The sequence below is a fragment of the Micromonospora sp. NPDC002389 genome, assembly GCF_040296095.1.
Lineage (GTDB): Bacteria > Actinomycetota > Actinomycetes > Mycobacteriales > Micromonosporaceae > Micromonospora.
Genome location: NZ_JBEOWP010000002.1, coordinates 225,262 through 250,743, shown reverse-complemented (window position 1 = coordinate 250,743; position 25,482 = coordinate 225,262). Strand labels below are relative to the sequence as shown.

The following is a 25,482-nucleotide window of genomic DNA, read 5'->3' as shown; positions in this document are numbered from 1 at the left end:
AGCATCATGAGTGTCGGCGAGGTCAAGGTGACCCTTCGCGCCGCCGTCGAAGCCGCCCACCAGGGACGACTTGGGTTCGACCAGGCGGTCTCCGAGGCCGAGGCGGCGACCCGAACGGCGACCGCCCTCCTACATGGCAGCCAACACAAGCACGTGACCGCCACCCACGAGGCGCTTGCCGCTGCCGGGGCAGAGGTCGCACCGACTCGCCGCCGCTTCACAGACACCGCCGAACAGGCAAGCGACTACCTCACGCGACTCGGATGAGCGGCAGCATCGCCGAACTGGTCGCGCAGCTTCTCGCCGTACAACAGAAGCTCGACGCCGCAGCGGTCACCGCGCTGCGCGCCCGGACGGACGCCGAGGTGGCCTTGGCCCGGCTGGTCGAGGTCCAGCGGGGCACCAGTGACCAGCGGCTACGCGCGGCCGTCGCCAACGCCGAGGTGGCCAGGGACAAAGCCGGCCGCTACGCCCGTCTGTTGTCTGAGGCTGCCCGTCACATCACCGCGTACGTCAACACGATCGCCCCCGGTGCCGCGCCCACCGGGTCTGCCGCCGACAGTGCCTCACCCACCGGCGAGCGGGTGGTGACCGAGGCCGAGCGACGCGGGCGGCGTGCAGACATCGCCTGGCGCAAGCAGGTCAAGAAGGCCGACGACATCGAGGACGGCCTGAAGAACGCCGAGACCAGCGCCCGTGAGACGTTCAAGTTCTTCAAGCAACACAGCGACGGCCAGGGCGGCACCACGAGTGGAACGGCGAGCCCCGAACCCACGCCGGCACAGGATCGACCACATGTCGACAACCCGGTGACCGCCGCGCTGATGGCCGCTGGCGCGTTGGCGGTGACTGTGAAGGCGATGTGGAACCATGGCAAAGCGCGACGAGCAAGGAAGCGGGACGACAATGATCAGACCTGAGCTGGCCGAGTATGTCCGCACGATGGTTCGTGGCGATTACGCTGCCAACGATGCGGTTGAGGCCAAGCTTGACGCCGAAGGCTGGGACGGCCTTCCGCGCTACCTCGCGGCAGTCTTCTTCCTTGCCGTCGATCGCCGCTTCGGCGAGACCGCCGGCCGCGCCGAGGTCATCGCCTTCGTTGGCGAGCTGCGCGCCGGGCTCGCCAACGGCGGGCCCGAGATCAACGCCGAGGCTGCCGAGCAGCTCATCATGTCCATCATCGACCCGTCGCTTGACTACTCGATGAGCCAGGAAATGATCGGCCGCATCCAGGCAGCCACGGTTCAGAAGATCCTCACCGAGGAAGACCTGCCGGACAACGAACTGGACGCCCTACTCGCGGAAGCCGTCAAGCTGTCGTCCCGTCCCTGAGCACTCGGGGGCAAACGGTGCCGCCCGACCGTCTTCGTCATGACCGGGATGCGTGATCCCGGTACGGATTGAGCCTTGGCCCCGCCCACCGTCTTCGCCCCCCCCCCCCCCCAGCGCCTGCCACATTGCCCACTCTGAATGTGCGAAAGAGAAGGATCGCGCTGCTGGCCAGGAGGATTACGCACCGGCCGACTTCGTCCCCGAAAAGCTCGACGAGATCCCGCCGACGCCTCAGGCGAGACGAGCACCGCCCCAAGCCCAGGTGATCGCACGAGCAGAGGAGCGGAGGCGGGCGTGCGACAGACGATCAGTCGTTCACACAGCGGAGCACCGGGCGGTTGGTGAGGGCGGTCGGGTCCAGGGGTGCCGACGATCGCACCACGAACGTCGTCGACTCCCCGGGCAGCAGCGTCACCAGGGCCTCGTCGACCTCGGCGGACGGGTCGAGCCGGTCCGGATGGAGCGTCAGGTCGCGCAGGACGGTGCGGGCGGTGACGCGTACCCGCTGGGTGCCGTCGACCGCCTCCACCACCGCGTCGAAGGACGCCGCCGGCCAGTGGATGTCGCGGTCCTCGGCGAAGAACCAGAACGCCCGGTCGGGGCCGGCGTCCGCGACGAGCAGTTCGTCCCGGGCCTCGTCGGGCCGGGTCAACTCCGCCGACAACGGCACGGTCACCGTCGCGTACGCGGGCACCTCCAGCTCCAGCGTGGTCTTGGCGCGCGGGTCGCCGGCCAGGGTGAGCCGGGTGACGGTGGTCGACGCGCGCCACGGTCGGCCGCCGTCGTTGACTGCGACCAGGGCCAGGCCGCCGTCGCGGGGCTGGACGGTGAGCAGGCGGTCGGCGTAGGCCCGGCGCAACGCGTACCAGAGGGGTTTGCGGCGACCGTCGCCGTCGACGGCGGCCCACGAGGTGACCGGCCAGCAGTCGTTGAGCTGCCAGACGATGGTGCCCATGCAGTAGCCCCGGTGGGAGCGGAAGTGCTCGACCCCGAGTTGGATGGCGCGGGCCTGGTTGAGCTGGGTCAGGTAGTGCCAGTCGTCGAAGTCGCGCGGCGCGGGCAGGTGGGCGTCCAGGCCGCGACGCAACTTGAGGTCGCCGTCGGTGGCCTTCTGGTGGTGCGCCATGCCGGGTGAGTCGTGCGCCAACGGCTCGTCGGACAGGGCCCGCCGCAGCGTGGCGTACGCGGGTGGGGCCTGGTAGCCGAACTCGGCGACGAACCGGGGAAGGTGCTCGCGGTACTTGGTGTAGTCGTCGGTGTTCCAGACGTCCCAGATGTGCGTGGTGCCGTACGCCGGGTCGTTGGGGTGGACGTCCTCGCGGCCGGAGTACGGGCTGCCGGGCCAGTACGGGCGGGTCGGGTCCAGCTCGGCGACGATCCGGGGCAGCAGGTCCAGGTAGTAGCCGTGCCCCCAGGTGCGTCCGGCGAGCGGCTGCTGCCAGTCCCAGTCGTGCCAGCCCCAGATGTTCTCGTTGTTGCCGGTCCACAGCACCAGCGAGGGGTGCCCGGCCAGCCGGGTCACCTGTTCGGCGGCCTCGGTGACCACCTCGGTGCGTAGCGGCTCCTCCTCCGGGTACGCCGCGCAGGCGAAGAGGAAGTCCTGCTGCACCAGCAGGCCCCGCTCGTCGGCCAGGTCATAGAAGTCGTCCGACTCGTACCGGCCGCCGCCCCAGACCCGCAGCAGGTTGACGTTGGCCGCCTCGGCCTGGTCGAAGCGGTGTGCCAGACGGTCCCGGGTGACCCGGTGGGGGAAGACGTCGTCGGGGATCCAGTTCACCCCGCGCACGAAGAGCGGCACGTCGTTGACGTGCAGCGTGAAGGGGGCGCCGTGCGCGTCGGGGGTGGTGTCCAGGCGTACCGTGCGGAAGCCGACGCGCCGGTGCCAGTCGTCGAGGCGTACGCCGTCCGGCCCGCGCAGCGTCACCGTCAGGTCGTAGCGGGGTTGATCGCCGTGGCCGCGCGGCCACCACAGCTCCGGTTCGTCGACGGTGACGGTCAGCACCGTCGACCGCTCCCCCGCCGGGACCGTCACCTCGGCGGTCGCGCCGGCCACCTCGGCGTGCACGGTGACCGGCACGTCGGTGGCGCGGTCGACCTCGACGTGCAGCTTCACCCGGCCGGTGCCGTCCTCGACGGTGACCAGCGGACGCACCCGCGCCAGCCGGGCGGTCGACCAGCCGTGCAGGCCGATCTCCTGCCAGATGCCGGCGGTAACCAGGGTCGGTCCCCAGTCCCAGCCGAAGTTGCAGGCCATCTTGCGGATGAACTGGAACGGCTCCGGGTACGCGTTGGGCCGGTCGCCGAGACGGTCGCGCTGCGCCTCGGCGTACCGGTAGGCGGAGTCGAAGTGGACCACGAGGTTGTTGTCCTCGGCGCGCAGCAGCGAGGTCAGGTCGAAGCGGTACGCCCGGTGCATGTTCTCGGTGCGGCCGACCTCGACCCCGTTGAGCGTGATCGTGGCGACCGTGTCCAGCCCGGCGCAGACCAGGTCGAGGCGCTGGTGGTCGCCGTCGGGCCGGTCGAAGGTGGTCTCGTACACCCAGTCGGTGCGGCCGATCCAGGCCAGCGCGGTCTCGTTGTCGTCCAGGTACGGGTCGGGGATCAGCTCCGCCGCGAGCAGGTCGGTGTGCACGCAGCCGGGGACGGTGGCCGCCACCACCCGACCGTCGACCTCCGGTGGCACCTGCGGACCGGGCACCGGCCGTAGGGTCCAGCCGTCGTGCAACGGCAACCGGTCCGGCCGGCTCCCCCGTGCGTCGCTCAAGACTTCACCGCGCCTTCCATGATTCCTCGGACGATCCGGCGACCGCCGATGACGAGCACGACCAACAGTGGCACCGTGGCCACGAAGGCTCCCGCCAGCACCCGTCGGTAGATCACGTAGTTGCCGCTGGCCAGGTCGGAGATGGCCACCATCGAGGTGGGATAGTCGGTGCCGTTCAACGTGATCAGCGGCCACTGGAAGTCGTTCCAGGTGGCCACGAACGTCAGCAGGCCGAGCACCGCCAGCGCCGGGCCGATCGCCGGCAGCACCACGCTCCAGTAGATCCGCATGGTGGTGGCACCGTCCACCCGGGCCGCCTCGACCAGTTCGTCCGGCACCGAGTTGACGATGAACTGTCGCATGTAGAACACGCCGAAGGCGGTCACCAGGCCGGGCACGATCACTGCCAGCAGCGTACCGTTCCAGCCGAGTTTGCCCATCACGATATAGAGCGCGACGACGCCGAGCTGGTTGGGCACGGTCAGGGTGAGGATCACGAAGAGCATCAGCGGCCGGCTGCCCCGGAACTGCAGCTTGGCGAAGGCGAACCCGGCGAGCGAGCAGAAGAACAGCACCGCCGCAGTCACCGTGGTGGCGACGATGACGCTGTTCACCAGCGAGGCGGCGAAGTAGACGTCCTGGAGGGTGAAGACCTCGTTGAGGTTCACCAGGAACTGGTCGCTCGGGACGACCGCCGGCGGCAACTGGGCGGTCGCCTCGTCGGTGCTGGTGGCGATGACGAACATCCAGTACAGCGGGAACGCCGCGAACAGCGTGGTCACCGCCAGGAAGAGGTACGTCCCGATGCCCGCCGGGGTGTCCTGCGGGGCCCGGCCGTACGACCCGGTCCGCCTGCGTCCACCGGGCGGCGTGCCCGGTCGGCGGGGCCCGGCCCCCGTGGTGCTCGGTGCGCTCATCTGCGGCCCCCCGAGATGCGATTGGTCAGCAGGGTGTTCAGGGCCGCGACCGCGAGGATGATGAGGAACAGCGCCCAGGACATCGCGGCGGCGTACCCGAGGTTGAGGTCCTTCCAGCCGACCTTGTAGATGAGCTGAGCGACGGTCTGCCACTCGCCGCCGGCGCCACCTCGGGCGTTCTGCGCGTTCAGGTCGAACAGCATCGGCTCGGTGAACAGTTGCAGCCCGCCGATGGTGGAGAGCACCACGGTGAAGATGACCACCGGACGGATCATCGGCACGGTGATCCGCCAGAGCTGGCGCCACGGCCCGGCTCCGTCCAGGGCCGACGCCTCGTAGACATCGCGCGGGATGGACTGCATCGCGGCCAGGTAGAGCAGGGCGTTGTAGCCGATCCACTTCCAGTTGACCATCGTGGCGATGGCGATCCAGGAGTGGAGTTTGTCCGCCCGCCAGTCGATCGGCGTCTCGGTGCCGATGCCGAGCAGGCCGAGCGCCCAGTTGGCCATGCCGAAGTCGCGGGAGAAGAAGACGTTGAACACCAGCGTGGACGCGGTGATCGGGGTGATGTACGGCAGCAGCGCGCCCACCCGCCACCAGGTCTGCGCCCGCAGTCGCCGGTTGAGCATCGACGCGATGACCAGCGCGAGCAGCAGTTGCGGGACGGTGGAGAGCAGGAAGATGCCGAAGGTGTTGTAGAGCGCGTTGCCGAAGTCGCCGTCGGCGAGGAGTCGGCGGAAGTTCTCCGTTCCGGCCCAGCCGGTCAGTTCCGGGTCGTCCAGCCGCCAGTGGCGCAGCGCCACCACCCCGTTGAAGATCATCGGGAACAGGCCGAAGACGAAGAAGAGCAGGAAGAACGGCGCGATCAGCAGGTAGGGCACGTACCGCATGTCGAAGCGGTGCAGCCGGTCCCGCCAGGTCAGGGATCGGGCGGTGCGGGGGCGACGGGTGGCCGGGTCGGGGGCCGCGCGCGTGGTGGGCATGGGCACACTCCGGGTACGCGATGACGGGACGGAGACCGGGGTCGGGTGGCGCGGGTGCGCCGCGCCACCCGTACCGTCACCTGCCGGCCTTCTCGGCTTCCTTGATCGCTTCGGCCCAGGCCGCGTTCGATGCCAGCGTGCCGTTCTGCACCCGGTTGATCACGTTCTCCACCGCGACCCGGGTCGGTCCGTTCTTGCGGCCCAGGTACTGCGGGGTGAGACCCTCGGCCATCTTGGGGAAGATCTGCCCGACCGGCGCGGAGCTGAAGAACTCGTTCTTGAACTCGGCGATCGCGGGGTCGGCGTAGAGGGCGGGCTGCGAGGGCAGGTTGCCCACCTTCTTGAAGACCTCGATCTGCTGCTCCGGCTGGATCAGCCACTCCACGAACTTGTACGCCTCGTCGACGTTGCGCCCCTGCTTCGGCACGGTGAGGAAGGAGCCGCCCCAACTGCCACCGCCACCGGGGACCGTGGCGATGTCCCACTGCCCCTTGGTGCCGGGCGCGGTGTTCTGGATGTGCCCGAGCATCCACGCCGGGCAGGGCAGCACCGCGAACGCGCCGCTGGTGAAGCCCTTGTCCCAGTCGGCCTGGAAGCTGGTCAGGTTCGCGGAGATCCCGGCGTCGGCCGCCTTGACCGCGTAGTCGAAGGCGACCTTGGGGCCGCCTGCCATCTGCAACTGCTCGTCGGCGTCGAAGAAGCCGACCTGCTGCTGCCCGAGGATCGGGTTGAACAGGTTGGTGGCGTTGTCGATGAACTTCTTCCCCGTCTCGGCGGTGTATCCCTCGCCGACCTCCAGGAACTTGTCCCAGGTGGGCCAGAGTGCGGAGACCTGGTCGCGCGCGGTGGGCAGACCGGCGGCGGAGAAGAGGTCGGTGCGGTAGCACATGGCCAGGCCGCCGACGTCGGTGCCGAGGCCGATCTGGGTGGCACCGTCGGCGGAGAGCGACTGCTTCCACTTCCACGGCAGGTAGTTGGTCTCGTACGTGCCGGCGCCCTTGTCGAGCAGGTTCACGAACTTGTCGGCCTGGCTGCGGAACTGGACGATGAATCCCTCGTCGATGGCGGCGATGTCGGGGGCGCCGGAGCCGGCGATGAGCTTCTTCTGCAGGTCCTCGTGCTGGGCGTTGTACTCGCCCGAGTTGAGGGCGATCTTGACGTTGGTGTTCTCCGCCTCGTACTTCGTCTTGAGGTCCTGCAGGCCGAAGTCGCCCCAGAAGTTGATCGTCAGGGTGACCTCACCGCCGGAGCCGCCGGTGGTGCTGCGTCCGCTGCACGCGACGACGAGCGAACCGACCGTCAGACCCACGGCTGCGACCCGCAGCCACCGGGGCGTGGACCGTCTCATGACCCCTCCTCCAAGCAGGCTGGGAATGCTCAATAAATCGAAGAACATTGACTGAACCGGATAAGTTAGGACCGTAAGGGCATGCTCTCGCGGTGTCAACGGCGCGTTACGAACAGCGCCTAACGGTGACCTGCCGGTCGGCTGAACCGAACAAGCGACGGCGTCCGACCGCCCCGACGCGGGGTGTCGGACCGGCACCGGGACAGCGGCGGGCGACCGGTAGCGTTGGTGCCCGACGCCCGCGCCACCGCGCGCGGCGGGCAGGCAGAGCGATCAGGAGGACGTACGCCGGTGAAGCGGCCCACCATCGCGGACGTCGCCCGGCGGGCGGGGGTCTCCAAGGGCGCGGTGTCGTACGCGCTCAACGGGCAGCCGGGCGTCTCTGAGGCGACCCGACAACGCATCCTCGCCATCGCCGCCGAGATCGGGTTCAGTCCGAGCAGCGCCGCCCGGGCCCTGTCCGGCGCGACCGCCCGGGCGATCGGGCTGATCCTGGCCCGACCGGCGCAGACGCTCGGCATCGAACCGTTCTTCATGGAGCTGATCAGTGGAGTCGAGGCGGAACTCTCCGCCCGTTCGTACGCGCTGACCCTCCAGGTGGTGGCCGACCAGGACGCCGAGATCGCGGTCTACCGGCGCTGGTGGGGCGAACGGCGGGTGGACGGCGTACTCGTCTGCGACCTGCGCACCGACGACCGCCGGGTGCCGGTGCTGGAGGAGTTGCGCCTGCCCGCCGTGGTGATCGGCGGGCCCTCCGGCACCGGCCGGCTGACCAGCGTCTGGTCCGACGACGCGGCTGCCCTGGTGGAGACCGTGGAGTACCTGTACGCGCTGGGACACCGGCGGATCGCCCGGGTCGGCGGCCTGCCCGACCTGTTGCACACGGCGACCCGCACCCGGGCGTTCGGCGAGGTGTGCCAGCGGCTGGGGCTGGCCGAGGCGACGACCGTCTCCTCCGACTACACCGGCGAGGAGGGCGCGCGGGCCACCCGCCGCCTGCTCAGCTCCCGGGTCCGGCCGACCGCAGTGATCTACGACAACGACGTGATGGCCATCGCCGGACTCTCGGTGGCCCAGGAGATGGGGCTCGCCGTCCCGACCGAGCTGTCCATCGTGGCCTGGGACGACTCCCCGCTGTGCCGGCTGGTGCACCCGCCGCTGACCGCGCTCGGCCGGGACATCCCCGCGTACGGCGCCCACGCCGCCCGACACCTGCTCCAGGCGATCGAGGGCGCTGCGGCGGTGGTCGTCGAGGACGAGACCGCGCACCTGACCCCGCGCGGTAGCACCGGCCCGCCCCCGTTCCGCCCATGAACCGGTTAAGCTGCATTCATCGTCATCGCGACGTGGACGGGAACTCCTCGAAGTACGCCTCCACCCGTTCCGCCGTCGCCGGCCGGGCGAGTTCGAAGCCCTGGCCGTAACGGCACCCGGCGCGCTGCGCCCCGTCGACCTGGTGGGCCGACTCCAGTCCCTCGGCGACCACCTCCAGCCCCAACCGGTCGGCGACGGTGACCACCACGTCCAGCAGCGGACCGGTCGGATCGCCGCTCGGCACCACCGACTCCGGGCCGACCTTGAGCAGGTCGATCGGTAGCCGCCGCAGTTGGGCCAGGGAGGCGTGCGCGGCCCGGAAGTCGTCCAGGGCGGTCCGGATGCCCATCGACCGCAGACCGGCCAGCCGGGCCACCACGGTGGACAACTCGGCACCCACCCGGGGCTCGGCCACCTCCACCACCAGTTGGTCCGGCCCCACCCCGTACGCGTCCAGCACCGCCGCCGTGCGGGGCACGAAGTCCGGCGAGGTCAGCTCCCGGGTGGTGACGTTGACCGACATCCAGAGCCGCCGGCCGCCGCCGGACCAGTGCGCCAACTGCCGGCAGGCCCGGTCCAGCACCCAGACGCCCAACTCGCCCACGATGTCGAGGTCCTCGGCCACCGGCAGCAACTCCGCCGGGAAGACGGTGCCGAGCACCGGGCTACGCCACCGCAGCAGCGCCTCGGTGCCGACCGGCGAGCGGTCGGCCAGGTCGACCACCGGCTGGAACACCAGGTCCAGCTCGCCCCGGGCGACCGCGCCGGGCAGCTCCCGTTCCAGGTCCAACCGCCGGACCAGTTGCTCCTCCAGGTAGGCGTCGTACCACTCGACCCGCTCCCGGCCGAGTTGGGCGGCCCGCCGCCGGGCCAGATCCGCCTGCCGCAGCACGTCCTCCGGGCGACCGGGAGTCAGTTCGGCCAGCCCGACGCTGGGTCGCGAGCGCAGCACCGCGCCGGCCACCTCGTACGGGCGGCGCAGCTCGGTGATCAGGCGGGTGCCCAGCGCGTAGGCCAGCATCGGCCCGGCGTCGGTGACCACCGCCAGCCCGCTGCCGGAAAGGTCGAACACCTCGTCGTCGGCGGTCACCACGGCGCGTGCCCGGCGCACCGCCTCGGCGGCCACGTCGTCGCGGAGCGCCACGCCGGGCAGCTCGGTCAGGTGCAGGTCCACCACCAGCAGCGCACCCTGGTCCGGCCAGGCCGCCAGCGCCCGCAGCAGACCGGGGCGGCCGTCCGGCCCACGACTCTCGGCGGTGACCGGCTCCGGTCCGGGCGGTGCCGGCTCCGGCGACGCCGTGGACTCCGCGGCGCTCCGGACCAGCTCCCGGGCCACCAACGGAGGCACCGCGGCGAGCGCGAGCAGCACCGCCGTGTTGTCCAGCAGGAGACCGGCCTGCAACTGGTGCACGACGGCGAGCACCACCGCCGACGCCGGGACCACCACCACCGGCCAGACCCGGGCCGCCCGGGCCTCCGGTTCGGGCCCCGACCGCGCCACCTGCCGCATCCCGGCGGCGACCAGCAGAACCCCGGCCACCAGCGGGCCGACCGCCAGCAGCGTCACCCGGCCGGCGCTCGCAGGCAGCACCACCAGCAGCACCAGCGCGAAAAGGATGGCCGACGCACCGGCCCGGCACCGGCTGACGCCGCCGGCACGATGGGCACCGGTCAGCACGAGCAGCGCGTCGACCGCCAACACGCCCAACGCCACCGCCGCGACCAGCCGCACCGAGGGTGCCGTGCCGGCGTACGGCAGCAGCAGCCAGGCGACGAGCACCAGCCAGACACCGGGCGCGGCGGCGTCCAGCACCCGCAGCAGCCGTACCCGCCACGGTGGTCGCGGCGGTCGGGGCAGACTCGACAGGCCGCCGACGAGCAGTGCGGCGGTGCCGAGGAGGCCGACCGTCGCCGCGGTCGGCCGGAGTCCCGTTGACGCCAGTGGCAGGACGGCGGCGGTCAGACCGGCGGCCATCACGGCACCGTGCAGCAGGGCGGCGGCGCGGCGGGGCCGGGCCGCGCGACGACGGGCCAGCCGACCGCCGTCGGTGGACCCGGACGGCACGTCGGTGCCGGTGGCGAGCCGGGACAGGCGGACGCCCGCCAGCGTGGAGCCGGCCGCACCGGCGAGCGCCACCACCGCCAGGGCCGGGACCGCACCGGCCGCGCCGGCCACGAGCAGCAGCACGACCAGCGCGAGTACGCAGGACTCCGGCAGGAACGGTGAGCGGACGCCGACACGGAACACGGCGGCTCGGAACACAGACGCGACGGGCACGACGGTCGCCTTCGTGAGGGGGCACTGGGGCGGTGCGGCGGTGCGTGGGCGGCGACAGGTGAAGTCCACCGCCCAACATCGATGAACGAGCCAGCTCGCCGGGAGTGACGGCCAGTCGACAGTGAGTCCGGTCACGTGTCCCGGCTTCGGGGACGGCCCGCTGCGGGCGGCGTCCGGCCTGGTGCAATCATCGGGACATGGCTCGCTCCGACACCACCCGATTCCGGCACAACCAGGCCATCCTGGTGGCGGCGATCGTCGCCACCATCGGCGCCCTGCCACTGGCCGGCGCCCGCGCCTACCTGCTGCCGGTGTTGCTGGTGCCGCTGGCGGTGGCGGTCTGGGCGTGGCGGGCCGGCACCGACGCCGACCTGGGTGGGCTGCGCCTGCGCGCGCTGGCCGGTCAGCGACGGATCCCCTGGGACCAGGTGGCGGAGCTGGGCGCCGATCCCCGGGGCCGGGCGGTCGCCCGGCTCGACGACGGTGAGCAGCTTCTGCTGCCCGCGGTGCGCCGCGAGGACCTGCCCCGCCTGGTGGCGGCGGCCGGCCGGGGCGAACCCGAGACGGCTCAGTAGCCGTCGACCACCACGTTCTCCGGCGGCTCACCGGCGGCGAACCGGCGGATCTGCTCGCCGACCAGCCGGTACGCCCGGGGCAGCAGCCCGCGCACCGAGCCGGCCACGTGCGGGGTGATCAGCACGTTGGGCAACTCCCAGAGCGGGTGGTCGGCGGGCAGCGGCTCCGGGTCGGTGACGTCCAGCGCGGCGGAGATCCGGCCGGTGGACAGCTCGGCCAGCAGGGCGTCGGTGCGGGCCACCGGCCCTCGGGCGGCGTTCACCAGCAGCGCGCCGTCCGACATCGCGGCCAGGAACTTCTCGTCGACCAGGCCCCGGGTCCGATCGGTCAGCGGCACCAGCAGCACCACCACGTCGGCGTGCGGCAGCAGCTCGGGCAGCTCGTCGACGCCGTGCACCCCCTGCTCGGCGCGGGCCGTCCGGGCGACCAGGGTGAACTCCACCTCGAACGGCGCGAGCCGGTCCCGCACGGCGGTGCCGATCGACCCGGCACCGACGATCAGGACCCGCTTGCCGGCCACCTCGTCGGTGGGCGCCACCTCGTCGTACGCCCACCGCCGCTCGGCCTGGGCGCGGATCATCTCCGGGAAGGCCCGCAGTCGGGACAGGATCGCGGTGACCACCCACTCGGCGGTGGACGGGTCGTGCACACCCCGGGCGTCGCAGAGCATCACCCCGTCCGGCACCCGGCCGACCCAGGCGTCCGCACCGGCGGAGAGCAACTGCACCACCGCCAGGTCCGGCAGCTCGTGCGCGAACGGAACGATCTTCCGGGTGGCGAGGAAGGGCGGCACCCAGAACCGGACCCCGGCCACCGACGAGGGCGGTCTCGCCGGGTCCTCCATCGTCTCGACGGTGATCTGCGGCGGCAGCTCGCCGAGCAGGGCGTGACCGGACTCGTGCGGGATCCATACCTTCACGCCAGCCGACGATAGACCCGTTGTCCGTACCGCCACCGGGGCGGGGGTCCGCCGACCTCCACGCCGACCGACACGGCGGGCTAGGCTCGGGCGGGTGAGCGCTCCCCCGTACTCTCCGGCCCGTCGGGTCCGCGGGTTCCTCGCGGCCTCCTGCACGACGCTGTTGCTCGCAGCCACCGGGTGCAGTCTCGGCGAGCCCGAACCGGACCCGGCCGGCGAGCCGCCGAACCTGCCGACCCCGTCGGCCAGCGCCGCCGGCGGCGGCCAGGAGGTGGTGGCCACCGTGCTGGCCCAGGGCCTGCGGGTGCCGTGGGGCATCGCCTTCCTGCCCGACGGCGGGGCGCTGGTCACCGAACGCGACAGCGGCCGGATCGTCCAGGTCGGCCCGGAGTCGAGCCCGGACGGCCTACGGATCACCGAGCGGCAGACCGTCGACGACGTGGTCGCCTCCGGCGAGGGCGGCCTGCTGGGCATCGCCGTGTCGCCGGAGTTCGCGCAGGACAACACGGTCTTCGTCTACTACACCGCCGATCGGGACAACCGGATCGCCCGGATGCGGCTGGGCGAGAAACCCACCCCGATCCTCACCGGCATCCCCAAGGCAGGCATCCACAACGGCGGCGGCCTGGCGTTCGGCCCGGACGGGCAGCTCTACGCCAGCACCGGCGACGCCGGGGACACCGAGCAGTCGCAGGACGCCAAGAAGCTCGGCGGCAAGATCCTGCGGATCACCACCGAGGGCGAGCCCGCGCCCGGCAACCCCTTCCCGAACTCCCCGGTCTGGTCCCTCGGCCACCGCAACGTGCAGGGCATCTCCTGGGCCGGCGACCGGATGTACGCGGTGGAGTTCGGCCAGAACACCTGGGACGAGATCAACCAGGTGACCAAGGGCAAGAACTACGGCTGGCCCGAGGTGGAGGGACGCGGCGGCGACAAGAAGTACGTGGACCCGATCGTGCAGTGGTCGACCGACGAGGCGTCCTGCTCCGGCCTGGCCGCCGGTGAGCGGCTGCTGGCCACCGCCTGCCTGCGCGGGCAGCGCCTCTGGCTGGTCGAGCTGACCGACACCGGCACCGTGCTCGGGCAGCCGCAGGCGCTGCTGACCGAGGAGTACGGGCGTCTGCGGGCGATCGCCGCCGCGCCGGACGGCTCCTTCTGGGTGGGCACTTCCAACCACGACGGACGCGGCCGACCCGCACCAGAGGATGATCGCTTGTTGCGGCTTGTTTTCGCAGGTGGCGGCGCTGGGCGAAGCTGAGGCATTCTCGACACGCAGCACCTCGGGTTTGCCAAGATCCTCAGGCGGGCAGGTCAGAATCTCAGCATGGACGATCACGAGAACGAGAAGCCGCACCGCGATCGGGACGGGGACGACCCGACCGGTCGTCCGCGTCGCTTCGTCTCGCTACGGCGCGCCGCCGCCGGTTCGCCCCGCGCCGGGCGGCGCAGCGGGCTGCGCCGGTTGGGTGCCGGCCTGGCGCTGCTGGTCGTCACACTGACCGGGGTGCTGCTCGGGGTGCTCGCCGGCGGGCACGTCAGCACCGACATCGGGCCCTTCCAGGCCCGACTGTCCGTTTCGCCGGCGGTCAACGGCAGCACCACCGTCGACATCCCGCCGCTGGGCGCGCTGCTGCTGGACAGCCACGACGGGCCGACCCGGCTGACCGTGGAGCTGGGCGCGCTGGACCAGGGCCGCACCGAGGCCCTGATCGACGACCCGGCGAGCATCAACCGGGCCACCCAGTCGGCCGTCGACGACGTCCAGGAGGGTGTGCTGCGACTCGGGCTGCGGACCGTCGGCGCGACCGTACTGGCCACGCTGGTGCTGGCGCTGCTGGCGTTCCGGGACACCCGACGGGCGGCCTGGGCCGGCGCGCTGGCGCTGGTGATCAGCGCGGGCAGCCTGGGCACCGCCGCCGCCACCGTCCGACCGCAGGCGATCGAGGAGCCCACGTACGAGGGGTTGCTGGTCAACGCTCCGGCGATCGTCGGTGACGTACGCAAGATCGCCAACGACTACGGCCGGTACGCCGAACAGCTCCAGCGGCTCATCGGCAACGTCACCCAGCTATACACCACCGTGTCGGCTCTGCCGGTGTACGAGCCGGAGCCCGGCACCACCCGGGTGCTGCACATCTCCGACATGCACCTCAACCCGGCCGCCTGGCAGCTCATCCGCACGGTGACCGAGCAGTTCGGCATCGACGTGGTGATCGACACCGGCGACATCACCGACTGGGGCAGCGAGCCGGAGGCCTCCTACGTCGGCTCGATCAGCCTGCTGGAGAAGCCGTACGTCTACATCCGGGGCAACCACGACTCGCCGCGTACCGCCGCGGCGGTGGCCCGGCAGCCGAACGCGATCGTGCTGGACAACACCACCGCGACCGTCGCCGGGCTGACCATCGCCGGCATCGGCGACCCGCGCTTCACCCCGGACAAGAGCACCTCACCGGCGAGCGGCGGGCTCAACCAGCCCACCGCCGACGAGCTGATCGCCACCGGGGACAAGCTCGCCGCCACGATCCGCAGCTCCCCCCGGCCGGTGAACATCGCGCTGGTGCACGACCCGGCCTCCGCCGGCCCGCTCTCCGGCACCTGCCCGCTGGTGCTCGCCGGACACACCCACGACCGGCGGGTGAACACGCTGCCGGAGGTGCCGGGCGAGCAGCCGACCACGCTGATGGTGCAGGGCTCCACCGGCGGCGCCGGGCTGCGGGGCCTGGAGGGCGAGGAGCCGACCCCGCTGGCGATGACCGTCCTCTACTTCGACCAGGACAAGCAGCTCCAGGCGTACGACGACATCACCGTGGGCGGCACCGGGCAGGCGCAGGTGAACCTGGAGCGCACCGTGGTGCAGCCGCCGACGCCGCTGCTGACCCCGCCGATCACCCCCACCCCGACACCGACCCGCTGAGGGGCCGCTCAAGATCACGCTCGATCCTGGATCGAGTGGCCTCCTCCGCCCCCGATGCCACTCGATCCGCGATCGAGCGTGATCTTGACGCCTGTGGTCGCAGCGCGCCTGGCGGCGTCGGGCAGGGGCGGCCCCGACGTCGAACGAACGTCCGTGGGGCCGGCTGGGTCAGCGCAGGGCGAGAGCGGCCAGGGCGGCGTTGACGATGCTGCCCGGCAGCAGGTCGTGCAGCTCGTACAGCTCGGCGACGCTGCCGGACTGGCCGAACTCGTCCACGCCGAGCGGCACCGCCGACGCACCGACCGCCGACCCGAGCCACGCCATCGCGTGCGAGGCGGCGTCGTGCACGCTGACCACCGGAACCCGGTCGGCGAAGGCGGACCGCAGCGCGCCCGGCACGCTGGGCACGGTGGCGGTGCGTACGCCCTGCCGCAGGGTGCGCTGCCACGCGCGGTAGAGGCGGTCCAGGCTGGTCACGTCGACCACGTGCGCGGCGACGCCCTCGTCGGCCAGTTCCGCCGCGGCGGCGAGCACCTCGGGCAGGACCGCGCCCGAGGCGGCCAGTTGCACCGTCGGCGCGTCGGCCAGGTGCGGGTACACCTGGTGCGCGTCGACCAGCCGGTACGCTCCGGCCAGCACCTGCCGGCGCAGCACCGCGTCCCCGAGACGGGCCCGGGCCGCCTCGAACGGCGCCTGGTCCAGCGGGCGGGTGCTCAGCCGGAAGTAGTACGCCCCGTCCTCGGCCGGCGCGGCGGTCGGCACCGGCTGCGGGGCCCCCGCGATGTGCCCGAGCGCGTCGCAGAGCAGCCAGTCCAGGCTGCCCGCGTACGCGGGCTCGACGAAGGTCACGCCGGGCAGTTCCAGCCCGACGCTGGCGGTGATGGTCGACTGGTGCGCGCCACCCTCCGGAGCGAGGGTGATGCCGGACGGGGTGCCGGCCACCACGAACCGGGAACCGGAGTACGTGCCGTAGAGGAACGCGTCCAGCCCCCTCAGCACGAACGGGTCGTAGACGGTGCCCACCGGCAGCAACGGCTGGCCGGACAGGTCCCACGACAGCCCGAGCTGGCCGAGGAGCAGGAACAGGTTCATCTCGGAGATGCCCAGCTCGATGTGCTGCCCCTCGGGGCTCTCCGTCCAGCGCAGCATCGCCTCCGACGACCAGGAGCGCTGGGCGGTCGGGGCGAACACCCCGGTCCGGTTGATGAACCCGGCCAGGTTGGTCGAGGTGGCCACGTCCGGCGCGGTGGTGACCAGGTACTTCCCCACCTGCTGATCGCGGGCCAGGTCGACCAGCACCCGACCGAAGACCTCCTGGGTGGAGATCGGCTTGTTGGCGCGTACGTTCGTGGCCTGCGGGACGGCGACCCCGAGCGCACGCTCGCGGGGCGCGCGGGACAGCGACTCCCGACGCTGCCCGGCACGGATGCCGGCCGGGGACGCCGGGTCGAGGCGGTCAAACTCGGTGTCCCGGGTCAGGCCGTGCCCGGCCCGCAACGCGTCGACCTGCTCACCGGAGAGCAACGCCGAGTGGTTGCGCGGGTTGCCGGCGATCGGCAGACCCCACCCCTTGACCGTGTACGCGAACACCACGCTCGGCCGGTCGGTCACCGCGTCGCACTGGGCGTACGCGTCGAGCAGCGCCGCCAGGTCGTGCCCGCCCAGGTCGGTGACGAGCGGGCCCAGGTCCTCGTCGGTGATGTCGGCGATGAACGCGGCGATGCCCTCGGGCGCACCGTCCAGGAACTGCTCGCGCAGCGCCGGCCCGGTCAGCCCGAACAGCGACTGGTACTGCTCGTTCGGCATCGCGTCGATCCAGTCGCGCAGCGCCGCGCCGCCCGGCCGCTGGTACGCCTCGGCGAGCCGGCGACCGTACTTGACCTCGACCACGTGCCACCCGGCCGCCTCGAACTGGCCCCGCCACTGGTCGATGCGGACGCCGGGGACCACCCGGTCCAGCGACTGCCGGTTGAAGTCGACCACCCACATCACGTTGCCGAGTCCGGTGGTGGCCGGGTCGGCGACCGCCTCCCAGATGTTGCCCTCGTCCAGTTCCGCGTCACCGATCAGCGCCACGAACCGGGAGTGCGGACGCGTGCCGAAGTGCGCGTCGACGTACCGCCGGGTCACCGCGGCGAACAGCGGCGCGGCGGCACCCAGGCCCACCGAGCCGGTGGAGAAGTCGACGCCGTCCGGGTCCTTCGTCCGCGACGGGTACGACTGGAGTCCGCCCCGGGCGCGCAACGTGGTCAGGTACGACCGGTCCAGGTTGCCGAGCAGGTACTGGATGGCGTGGAACACCGGCGAGGCGTGCGGCTTGACCGCGACCCGGTCCTCGGCGTCGAGGTGCGCGAACCACAACGCGGTCATCACGCTGACCAGCGAGGCGCTGGACGCCTGGTGCCCGCCGACCTTCACCCCGTCCCCGGTGCTGCGGTCGTGGTTGGCCGCGTCCACGATCCGGGTGGCGAGCCAGAGCACCCGGCGCTGGATGTCGTCGAGGACGTCGATGTCGTGCTGGTTCACGGTGCGCTCCAGGGGTCCGGCGCGTCGTCGTTGACGCCCGGTCGGGGGACGGGGGGTGGTGGTGCGGATGCAAGGAAGGGACCCTTCCTATACACCAGACAGTAAGAAGGGTCCCTTCCTTACACCTCAGGCGCCGAGGCGCTCCAGGATCAGCTCGCGGACGGTCTTGGCGTCGGCCTGCCCGCGCGTGGTCTTCATGACCGCGCCGACCAGCGCGCCGGCTGCGGCGACCTTGCCGCTGCGCACCTTGTCGGCGATGTCGGGGTTGGCGGCGATCGCCTCGTCCACCGCGGCGGTCAACGCACCGGTGTCGGAGACGACCTCCAGGTTCCGGTTGGCCATGATCTCGGTGGGCGAACCCTCGCCCGTGACCACGCCCTCCAGCACCGTACGGGCCAGCTTGTCGTTGAGCTTGCCGGCGTCGACCAGCCCCTGGAGCTCGGCGACCTGTGCCGGGGTGGCACCCACGTCGGCCAGTTCCACGCCGGTCTCGTTGGCCCGCCGGGACAGCTCGCCCAGCCACCACTTGCGGGCGGCGGCCGGGGTGGCACCGGCGGCGACGGTGGCCTCGATCAGCTCCACCGCACCGGCGTTGAGCACCGACTGCATGTCCGCCTCGGAGAGCCCCCACGCCTCCTGGAGCCGACGCCGGTGCAGCCGGGGCAGCTCCGGCAGGGCCGCCTTCAGCTCGGCCACCCACGCGGTGTCCGGCGCGAGCGGCACCAGGTCCGGCTCGGGGAAGTAGCGGTAGTCGGTGGCGGTCTCCTTGGACCGGCCGGGCGTGGTGTCGCCGGTGTCCTCGTGGAAGTGCCGGGTCTCCTGGGTGATCCGCCCGCCCGCGTCCAGCACCGACGCCTGCCGCAGCATCTCCGAACGCACCGCCCGCTCGACCGAGCGCAGCGAGTTGACGTTCTTGGTCTCGGTGCGGGTGCCCCACTCCTCGCCGGGCAGGTTCAGCGACGTGTTCACGTCACACCGCAGCGAACCCTCCTCCATCCGCACGTCGGAGACGCCGAGCGAGCGGAGCACGTCGCGCAGCTCGGTGACGTACGCCCGGGCCACCTCGGGGGCGAGCGCCCCGGTGCCGGGGATCGGCTTGGTCACGATCTCCACCAGCGGGATGCCGGCCCGGTTGTAGTCGACGAGCGACTCGGTCGCGCCGTGGATCCGGCCGGTGGCGCCGCCGACGTGCAGCGTCTTGCCGGTGTCCTCCTCCAGGTGCACCCGCTCGATGCCGATCCGCACCGTCTCGCCGTTCACCTCGACGTCCAGGTAGCCGTCCACGCAGAGCGGTTCGTCGTACTGGCTGATCTGGAAGTTCTTCGGCATGTCGGGGTAGAAGTAGTTCTTCCGGGCGAACCTGCACCACTGCGCGATGGAGCAGTTCAGCGCCAGGCCGATCCGGATGGTCGCCTCGATGGCCGCCTTGTTGGCCACCGGCAGCGAGCCGGGCAGGCCCAGGCAGACCGGGCAGACCCGGGTGTTCGGCTCGCCGCCGAAGTCGGTCGGGCAGCCGCAGAACATCTTCGTGTTCGTGCCCAGCTCGACGTGGGTCTCCAGGCCGATCACCGGCTCGAATCGCGCGACGACCTCGTCGTACGCGGGCAGCGTCGTGGTCATGAGAACTCCAGCTTTCGGGCGGTGGCCGGCCCGCGCCGGCATCCGGACACAACGCCGCCCAGCCTAGCCGCTCCGCCCGCCTGGTCTCGGTCGGGCGTCACACTGCGGTGAACCCCTGCCGACGGCGGTACGCCACCACCAGCAGGATGCCGCCGATGCTGAACGCCACGACACCGAGGAGCATCAGCACCAGGGTCGAGTTCGAGCCGGTGACCGGCAGCCACGCACCGGTCGTCCGGGACGGCGACGGCGCGGCGGCGGTCGGCGTCGGGCTCTGCGACGGCGTCGGGTACGCGGTCGGCTGCTCGGTCGGGGTCGGCGAGGCCGACGGGGTGGCCGTCGGGTCCGGGTAGACGACCAGCGACACCTCCTCGGTGTCGCTGGTGGCGGTGCCGGTGGCGCGGACGGTGAAGTCGAAGGTGCCGGCGACGGTCGGGACGCCGCTGAGCACGCCGTCCGGGTCGAGCACGAGCCCGTCCGGCAGCGCCCCGGCGGCCAGCCCGAACCGGATGTCGGAGTCGCCGTCGGCGGTGAACCGGAACGAGTACGCCTGCCCGGCCGTACCGCGCGGCGGCGCGGCCGAGGTGACGACGGCGGCCGGCGTGGCGATCACCAGAGTGACGTCCTGCTGCCCCTGGAAGCCGTTCGCGTCGGTCACCAGCAGGCCGAACCGGTAACGCCCGGCCTGGCTCGGCGAACCCGCGAGGACACCGGCCGAGGTGAGCGACAGACCCGGCGGCAGCGCACCCGACCCCAGCGAGACGGTGTGCGGGGCGGTGCCGCCCGAGACGGTGAACCGGTGCGTCGGATAGACCTGCCCGACGTACCAGGGCGAGTCCGGCTCGGGCGACGTCACGGTGACGACCGGCTGCACCACCACCACGGTGACCTGGTGGTCGGCGGTCTCCCCGCTCGGCGCGCCGGTGGCCCGGAGGGTGAAGGCGAAGCGGCCGGCCACGGTGGGCGTACCGGTCAGGGTGCCGGACGAGGAGAGCGCCAGGCCGGGCGGGATCGCACCGGCGACCAGCGCGAACCGGATCTCGTCGTCACCGGTGGCGGTGAAGGTGTGACCCGGGTACGGCTCGTAGGCGGTCACTCCGGACGGCGGCGGGGCGGAGGTGACGGTGATGGTGACGACCGCTGGATCCACGATGACCGGATCGACGGCGGCCGGTTCTGCGGCAGCGGGCGCGGCGACGCCGATCAGCAGCGTCGTGAGCACCGAGACAATCGTGATCGGCCGCAGCGTCTTCATCGCAGTTCCAGTCGGCTAGAAGCCCATGCTTGCGTTTCGCCAGCGGCTCGGACTCTATCCAACCCGCGCACGTCACCACGCGTTATGAGTCCGAACGGTGACCTCGTGTCACCGGATGGGCCGGGCGACGCACGGCGGGGCGGCCGGAACCGCCCCGCACGGCGTCACAGCGTCGGCGGCGTGAGGGTGCCGACCGCGCTCTCCAGCGCGGCGGCCACCCGGTACATCCGGTCGTCGGCCATCGTCGGGGCCATCACCTGCAACCCGACCGGCAGCCCGTCGGAGAGACCGCACGGCACCGAGATGCCCGGACCGCCGTACAGGTTGGTCGGGATGGTGAAGAGGTCGGCCAGGTACATCTGGTACGGGTCGGAGGTGCGCGCGCCCAGCGGGAACGCCACGAACGGCGTGGTCGGCGAGATCAGCGCGTCGACCCGCTCGAACGCGGCGGTGAAGTCGCGGGTGATCAGCGTACGGACCTTCTGCGCCTGCCCGTAGTACGCGTCGTAGTAGCCCGACGACAACGCGTACGTGCCGAGCATGATCCGCCGCTTGACCTCGGGGCCGAAACCGGCCTCCCGGGTCAGCGACATGACCTCCTCCAGCGACCGGTTGCCGTCGTCGCCGATGCGCAGACCGAAGCGCACGCCGTCGAAGCGGGCCAGGTTGGAGGAGCACTCACTCGGGGCGATCAGGTAATAGGCCGGCAGCGCGTACGCGAAGTTCGGGCAGGACACCTCGACGATCTCCGCGCCCAGCTTGGTCAGCGTGTCGACGGCCTCGTTGAAGGCGGTCATCACGCCCGGCTCGGCGCCCTCGCCGACGAACTCGGAGACGATGCCGAGGCGGACCCCGGTCAGGTCGCCGGTCGCGCCGAGCTTCGCGGCGGCCACCACGTCCGGCACCGGGGCCGGGATGGAGGTGGAGTCACGCGGGTCGTGGCCGCCGATCGCCTCGTGCAGCAGCGCGGCGTCCAGCACCGTACGCGCGCACGGGCCGGGCGTGTCCAGCGAGGAGGAGAACGCCACCAGGCCGTACCGGGAGGTGCCGCCGTAGGTTGGCTTCGCGCCGACGGTGCCGGTGACCGCGCCCGGCTGGCGGATCGAGCCGCCGGTGTCCGAGCCGATCGCCAGCGGCGCCTCGTACGCGGCCAGCGCCGCCGCGCTGCCCCCGCCGGAGCCGCCCGGGATGCGCTCGGTGTCCCACGGGTTGCGGGTCGGCCCGTACGCCGAGTACTCCGTGGAGGAGCCCATGGCGAACTCGTCCATGTTGGTCTTGCCGAGCATCACCGTGCCGGCGGCGCGCAGCCGCTCGACGATCGTCGAGTCGTACGGCGGACGCCAGCCCTCCAGGATCTTCGAGCCGACCGTGGTCGGCACGCCCCGGGTGGTCAGCACGTCCTTGACCGCGACCGGCACTCCGGCCAGCGGGCCCAGCTCCGCTCCGGCGGCCCGCCGGGCGTCCACCTCGCGGGCGGCGGCGAGCGCGCCCTCGGTGTCGACGTGCAGGAAGGCGTGCACCCGGTCGTCGACTGCGGCGATCCGGTCCAGGTGCGCCTGGGTCACCTCGACCGCCGAGGTCTCACCGGAGGCGACCAACCCGGCGATCTCGGTGGCGGTGAGTCTGGTCAGGTCGCTCATGACGCCACTCCGCTCCGCTGCGTGGCGTCATGAGGCACCACACTGAGTTGATTGTTCGCTCGCTGAAGCTCGCTCACGATGCCACATCCTCGTCCAGGATCCGCGGAACGCGGAACCGCTGCTCCTCGGCGTCGGGCGCACCGGACAGCGCCTCCTCGGGGGTCAGGCCCGGCGTCACGACGTCCTCGCGGAGCACGTTGGTCAACGGCACCGAGTGCGAGGTCGGCGGGATGTCGGCGGCGGCGACCTCGCCCACCTGGGCGACCGCCTGGAGGATCACGTCGAGCTGGCCGGCGAAGGTGTCCAGCTCCTCCTCCGTCACGGCGAGCCGCGACAGTCGCGCCAGGTGCGCGACCTCCTCGCGGGAGATGGCGGCCATCGGTGCCCCCTTCGTGGCTGTCCTGCGTCTGCGTACGCCCACCGCGCGGCGTGCGACGCGACGCGCGGTGACCGGAGCGAGTCTATTGTTCCGCGCCCGGCCCGCCGCCCCCGGCTCCCCGGGGGCGTCCGGCCCACCGCCCCCGGCTCCCCGGGGCGTCCGGCCCGTCGACCGGAGACACGGCCGGGCGGGCGGCGTCGCGGCGGCCGGGCCGTGGGTCACCGAGGGCTGCGGCGGGGTACGTCCGGCTCGTCGTGGCCGCCGAGCGGGCGCACCGGCCGGTACCGGCCCAGCCAGGCGACCAGTTCCTCGGCCGGCATCGGCCGGGCGTAGAACCAGCCCTGCGCGGCGTCGCATCCGGCCGCGTGCAGCATCCGCCAGGTCTTCTCGTCCTCCACACCCTCGGCGACCACCCGCAGCCCGAGCGCCTTGCCCAGCTCGATCGTCGACCGGACGATCGCCGCGTCGTCGGAGTCCTCGGTCATCCCGAGTACGAAGGACCGGTCGACCTTCACCTCCGACAGCGGCAGCCGGCGCAGGTGTTGCAGCGACGAGTAGCCGGTGCCGAAGTCGTCGAGCGCGATGCCGACCCCGATCCGGTGCAACCGGGTGATGGTGGTCAGCACCCGGCGCGGGTCGGCCATCAACGCGCCCTCGGTGATCTCCAGTTGCAGCCGGTCCGGCGCCACGCCGTAGCGGGTCAACCGGTCCGCGATCTGGTCGGCGATCTCGCCGGTGTGCAGGTCCCGCACGCTGACGTTGAGCGCCGCCCGCAGGCCCAGACCGGCCGCCGACCACTTGGCCAACTGCTCGACCACGTCGTCCACCACCCGACGGGTGAGCAGGCGCATCACGGCGCTCTGCTCGGCGACCCGGATCAGTTCCTCCGGGTCGACCATGCCCCGGCGCGGGTGCCGCCACCGCAGCAGCGCCTCGACCCCGACCACCTCGCCGGTGGCGATGGCGATCTGCGGCTGGTAATACATCGTGATCTCGCCCGGGTCGCCGGCCGGATCGCCGCCGAACGCGGCACCGGCGGAGAGCGTGCCCACGTCCCCCGGCCGGTGGACGCCGACCGGTCCGGACCACGGCTCGCCGGGGACCGCCGTCGGGTCGGCGGGCCGGGCGGTACGGCGCAGGATCGGGTCCGCGCCGGTGACGATCCGGGCGATCAACTCGTCGTCGGACGCGACCACCGGCGGCCGGTGACGACGACGGAACCACCGGCCACCGCCGCGCTGCCGCACCACCGAGGTGGTCAACGCCGCCCCGTCCCCGCCCCGCACCACCGGCGCGGTGTCGCCGTCCCGCACCACCGGCGCGGTGTCGCCGTCCCGCGCCACGGGCGCGTCACCCGGGGCGTCGGGCAGGGCGGAGCGGCCCGCCGCGCCCGCGTCCAGCACCCGGCGCAGGTCGGCCAGCAGGCCCAGGCGCTCGGCGGAGTTGTGGTCGGACTCCGCGGTGTAGACGGCGACCGTGTCGTTGCGGTGCTTGGCGTCGTACATGGCCACGTCGGCGTGGCGCATCAGGGTGGCGAAGTCCTCGCCGTGCTCCGGGTACAGCGCGATGCCGATCGAGCCGCCGACGTCCAACGGCAGCCCGTCCAGCGGCACCGGCTCGGCGAGGACCCGCACCACCTGGTCGGCCAGGGCGCGGACCTGGGTGACGTCGTCCATCCCGGTCATCACGATGGCGAACTCGTCGCCGCCGAGGCGGACCACCAGGTCCGACGCCGGCACCACGTCGGTCAGTCGGGCGCTCACCTCGACCAGCAGCCGGTCGCCGACGGCGTGCCCGAGAGCGTCGTTGACGTTCTTGAAACGGTCCAGGTCGATCAGGAGCAGGGCCAGGCGGGCGCCGGGTTCACCCCGTGCGGCGCGCTCGGCGTGCCGGTGCACCTGCTCGTTGACCTCGCTGAGCAGCGCCTTGCGATTGGGCAGCCCGGTCAGCGGGTCGAGGGCGGCGAGCTGGTGCTGCTCCACGGTGAGCCGGGCCATCCGGTAGACCGCGAACAGCGGCACCAGCACCAGTGGCACCAGCGCGGCACTGGCCCGGGCGGCAGTGACCAGCACCGGGGCGAGCAGCAGCAGGGACCCGGTGGAGAGCAGCTCGAACGGCAGTCCGTGGCGGGCGTTGGGCCACCACCGTTCGCCGAAGCGCAGCCGGACGGCCGTGGTGACCAGACCGTAGTTCACCACGAACCAGGCAACCCCGGCACCGCCGATCGCGGCGATGTCGGTCCACCCCAGACCACCGCCGTCGAAGATGCCGCCGGGCCCGAGCCGGGTGACGGCGTACGCGGCGGCCAGCGAGCAGGCGTACTGCCCGGCGTTGAACGCGACCCGCCAGGGGGCGTGCCGCATCCGGGCCCCGGAGACCAGCACGGCGACCGCCTGCACCGCGACCGCCGGGCCGAGACCCCAGCCGAGCAGGATCGCGAAGATGAAGCAGGTCGACGGGAAGACCGCGGACGAGGAGGGCCGCCGGCCGGGCGGCAGGAACGGGCGCGCGTCGCAGGCGACGGCGAGCACGGCCATCGTCCAGAACGCCGCCGGCAGGTCCGGCAGCGTTCCGGCGAACGAGACCAGCGGCCCGACGGAGAGCAGCACGGCCACGACCAGCACGAGGCCGACGAAGACCGAGAACGGCGCGGTACGCCCGGGCGGGACGAGGTTGCGCGGATCGGGCGGCTCCATCACACCTCCCGCTACAGG

Annotated in this window: 19 protein-coding genes; 7 read left to right on the top strand and 12 right to left on the bottom strand. The window is 72.3% G+C overall.

All coding sequences use genetic code 11. The annotated features are described in order from the left end of the window. The first annotated feature begins 6 nt into the window (after positions 1–6). The 3 genes from ABT008_RS04375 to ABT008_RS04365 are packed head-to-tail and all read left to right on the top strand — an operon-like array spanning position 7 to position 1,332. On the top strand, positions 7–267 hold the full coding sequence (locus tag ABT008_RS04375) for a hypothetical protein (protein ID WP_350693548.1): 261 nt from the start codon (positions 7–9) through the stop codon (positions 265–267). Beyond that, positions 264–920, top strand: a complete 657-nt coding sequence (locus ABT008_RS04370; protein WP_350693546.1) for a hypothetical protein — start codon at positions 264–266, stop codon at positions 918–920. Before ABT008_RS04375 ends, ABT008_RS04370 begins: the two co-directional genes overlap by 4 nt. Next, on the top strand, positions 907–1,332 hold the full coding sequence (locus ABT008_RS04365; protein WP_350693545.1) for a hypothetical protein: 426 nt from the start codon (positions 907–909) through the stop codon (positions 1,330–1,332). Before ABT008_RS04370 ends, ABT008_RS04365 begins: the two co-directional genes overlap by 14 nt. 307 nt (positions 1,333–1,639) lie before the next feature. On the opposite strand, the gene ABT008_RS04360 is transcribed toward ABT008_RS04365, so the two are convergent. From ABT008_RS04360 to ABT008_RS04345, 4 genes are all read right to left on the bottom strand, one after another. After that, the gene (locus tag ABT008_RS04360; RefSeq protein WP_350693543.1) at positions 1,640–4,096 is read right to left on the bottom strand and encodes a glycoside hydrolase family 2 protein; all 2,457 of its coding nucleotides are present in this window, start codon (positions 4,094–4,096) and stop codon (positions 1,640–1,642) included. Further along, on the bottom strand, positions 4,093–5,013 hold the full coding sequence (locus ABT008_RS04355) for a carbohydrate ABC transporter permease (RefSeq protein WP_350693542.1): 921 nt from the start codon (positions 5,011–5,013) through the stop codon (positions 4,093–4,095). The genes ABT008_RS04360 and ABT008_RS04355 overlap by 4 nt, the downstream gene beginning before the upstream one ends. Further along, positions 5,010–5,996 carry a carbohydrate ABC transporter permease gene (locus tag ABT008_RS04350; RefSeq protein ID WP_350693540.1) on the bottom strand — a complete coding sequence of 329 codons (987 nt, stop codon included), beginning with the start codon at positions 5,994–5,996 and terminating at the stop codon, positions 5,010–5,012. The genes ABT008_RS04355 and ABT008_RS04350 overlap by 4 nt, the downstream gene beginning before the upstream one ends. Positions 5,997–6,072: 76 nt before the next feature. Then, positions 6,073–7,344: an ABC transporter substrate-binding protein gene (locus ABT008_RS04345; protein WP_350693538.1), complete on the bottom strand. Its 1,272-nt coding sequence runs from the start codon at positions 7,342–7,344 to the stop codon at positions 6,073–6,075. Positions 7,345–7,635: 291 nt separating this feature from the next. Between ABT008_RS04345 and ABT008_RS04340 the strand changes: the two genes are divergently transcribed. Then, the gene (locus ABT008_RS04340; RefSeq protein WP_350693537.1) at positions 7,636–8,658 is read left to right on the top strand and encodes a LacI family DNA-binding transcriptional regulator; all 1,023 of its coding nucleotides are present in this window, start codon (positions 7,636–7,638) and stop codon (positions 8,656–8,658) included. A gap of 22 nt (positions 8,659–8,680) precedes the next feature. Here ABT008_RS04340 and ABT008_RS04335 read toward each other — a convergent pair whose 3' ends face one another. Beyond that, positions 8,681–10,936, bottom strand: a complete 2,256-nt coding sequence (locus tag ABT008_RS04335) for an EAL domain-containing protein (protein WP_350693535.1) — start codon at positions 10,934–10,936, stop codon at positions 8,681–8,683. Positions 10,937–11,133: 197 nt separating this feature from the next. On the opposite strand from ABT008_RS04335, the gene ABT008_RS04330 reads away from it, so the two are divergent. Next, positions 11,134–11,511, top strand: a complete 378-nt coding sequence (locus ABT008_RS04330) for a PH domain-containing protein (RefSeq protein WP_350693533.1) — start codon at positions 11,134–11,136, stop codon at positions 11,509–11,511. On the opposite strand, the gene ABT008_RS04325 is transcribed toward ABT008_RS04330, so the two are convergent. Next, positions 11,505–12,431: a 2-hydroxyacid dehydrogenase gene (locus ABT008_RS04325; protein WP_350693532.1), complete on the bottom strand. Its 927-nt coding sequence runs from the start codon at positions 12,429–12,431 to the stop codon at positions 11,505–11,507. The two genes, ABT008_RS04330 and ABT008_RS04325, sit on opposite strands and share 7 nt — an antisense overlap. A gap of 94 nt (positions 12,432–12,525) precedes the next feature. Here ABT008_RS04325 and ABT008_RS04320 point away from each other — a divergent pair, with 94 nt between their 5' ends. Together ABT008_RS04320 and ABT008_RS04315 are read left to right on the top strand one after the other, a co-directional pair. Beyond that, a complete protein-coding gene (locus tag ABT008_RS04320) occupies positions 12,526–13,689 on the top strand; it encodes a PQQ-dependent sugar dehydrogenase (RefSeq protein WP_350693530.1) in 1,164 nt (387 codons plus the stop codon). A 66-nt stretch (positions 13,690–13,755) separates the two neighbouring features. After that, complete coding sequence (locus tag ABT008_RS04315; RefSeq protein WP_350693528.1) at positions 13,756–15,348, top strand: metallophosphoesterase family protein; 1,593 nt, start codon at positions 13,756–13,758, stop codon at positions 15,346–15,348. 168 nt (positions 15,349–15,516) lie between these two features. On the opposite strand, the gene ABT008_RS04310 is transcribed toward ABT008_RS04315, so the two are convergent. The 6 genes from ABT008_RS04310 to ABT008_RS04285 form a co-directional block, all read right to left on the bottom strand. After that, the gene (locus ABT008_RS04310) at positions 15,517–17,874 is read right to left on the bottom strand and encodes a thiamine pyrophosphate-binding protein (RefSeq protein ID WP_350693526.1); all 2,358 of its coding nucleotides are present in this window, start codon (positions 17,872–17,874) and stop codon (positions 15,517–15,519) included. Between the two features lie 126 nt (positions 17,875–18,000). Continuing rightward, positions 18,001–19,494, bottom strand: a complete 1,494-nt coding sequence (gatB, locus tag ABT008_RS04305; protein WP_350693525.1) for an Asp-tRNA(Asn)/Glu-tRNA(Gln) amidotransferase subunit GatB — start codon at positions 19,492–19,494, stop codon at positions 18,001–18,003. 97 nt (positions 19,495–19,591) lie between these two features. Next, complete coding sequence (locus tag ABT008_RS04300) at positions 19,592–20,716, bottom strand: putative Ig domain-containing protein (protein ID WP_350693523.1); 1,125 nt, start codon at positions 20,714–20,716, stop codon at positions 19,592–19,594. Between the two features lie 197 nt (positions 20,717–20,913). Next, positions 20,914–22,389 (bottom strand): Asp-tRNA(Asn)/Glu-tRNA(Gln) amidotransferase subunit GatA, encoded by a 1,476-nt coding sequence (gatA, locus tag ABT008_RS04295; RefSeq protein WP_350693521.1) that lies wholly within the window; start codon positions 22,387–22,389, stop codon positions 20,914–20,916. A gap of 73 nt (positions 22,390–22,462) precedes the next feature. Further along, positions 22,463–22,768, bottom strand: a complete 306-nt coding sequence (gene gatC, locus ABT008_RS04290) for an Asp-tRNA(Asn)/Glu-tRNA(Gln) amidotransferase subunit GatC (protein WP_350693519.1) — start codon at positions 22,766–22,768, stop codon at positions 22,463–22,465. 218 nt (positions 22,769–22,986) lie between these two features. Next, positions 22,987–25,464 carry a putative bifunctional diguanylate cyclase/phosphodiesterase gene (locus ABT008_RS04285; RefSeq protein ID WP_350693517.1) on the bottom strand — a complete coding sequence of 826 codons (2,478 nt, stop codon included), beginning with the start codon at positions 25,462–25,464 and terminating at the stop codon, positions 22,987–22,989. Between the last annotated feature and the right edge of the window lie 18 nt (positions 25,465–25,482).

Excerpts from the sequence above, each read along its gene's own strand:
- ABT008_RS04370 (WP_350693546.1), top strand. The coding sequence starts at position 264 with ATGAGCGGCAGCATCGCCGAACTGGTCGCGCAGCTTCTCGCCGTACAA.
- ABT008_RS04345 (WP_350693538.1), bottom strand. The coding sequence starts at position 7,344 with ATGAGACGGTCCACGCCCCGGTGGCTGCGGGTCGCAGCCGTGGGTCTG.
- ABT008_RS04285 (WP_350693517.1), bottom strand. The coding sequence starts at position 25,464 with ATGGAGCCGCCCGATCCGCGCAACCTCGTCCCGCCCGGGCGTACCGCG.
- ABT008_RS04375 (WP_350693548.1), top strand. The coding sequence starts at position 7 with ATGAGTGTCGGCGAGGTCAAGGTGACCCTTCGCGCCGCCGTCGAAGCC.
- ABT008_RS04365 (WP_350693545.1), top strand. The coding sequence starts at position 907 with ATGATCAGACCTGAGCTGGCCGAGTATGTCCGCACGATGGTTCGTGGC.
- gatB (WP_350693525.1), bottom strand. The coding sequence starts at position 19,494 with ATGACCACGACGCTGCCCGCGTACGACGAGGTCGTCGCGCGATTCGAG.
- gatA (WP_350693521.1), bottom strand. The coding sequence starts at position 22,389 with ATGAGCGACCTGACCAGACTCACCGCCACCGAGATCGCCGGGTTGGTC.
- ABT008_RS04315 (WP_350693528.1), top strand. The coding sequence starts at position 13,756 with ATGGACGATCACGAGAACGAGAAGCCGCACCGCGATCGGGACGGGGAC.
- ABT008_RS04330 (WP_350693533.1), top strand. The coding sequence starts at position 11,134 with ATGGCTCGCTCCGACACCACCCGATTCCGGCACAACCAGGCCATCCTG.
- gatC (WP_350693519.1), bottom strand. The coding sequence starts at position 22,768 with ATGGCCGCCATCTCCCGCGAGGAGGTCGCGCACCTGGCGCGACTGTCG.
- ABT008_RS04350 (WP_350693540.1), bottom strand. The coding sequence starts at position 5,996 with ATGCCCACCACGCGCGCGGCCCCCGACCCGGCCACCCGTCGCCCCCGC.
- ABT008_RS04355 (WP_350693542.1), bottom strand. The coding sequence starts at position 5,013 with ATGAGCGCACCGAGCACCACGGGGGCCGGGCCCCGCCGACCGGGCACG.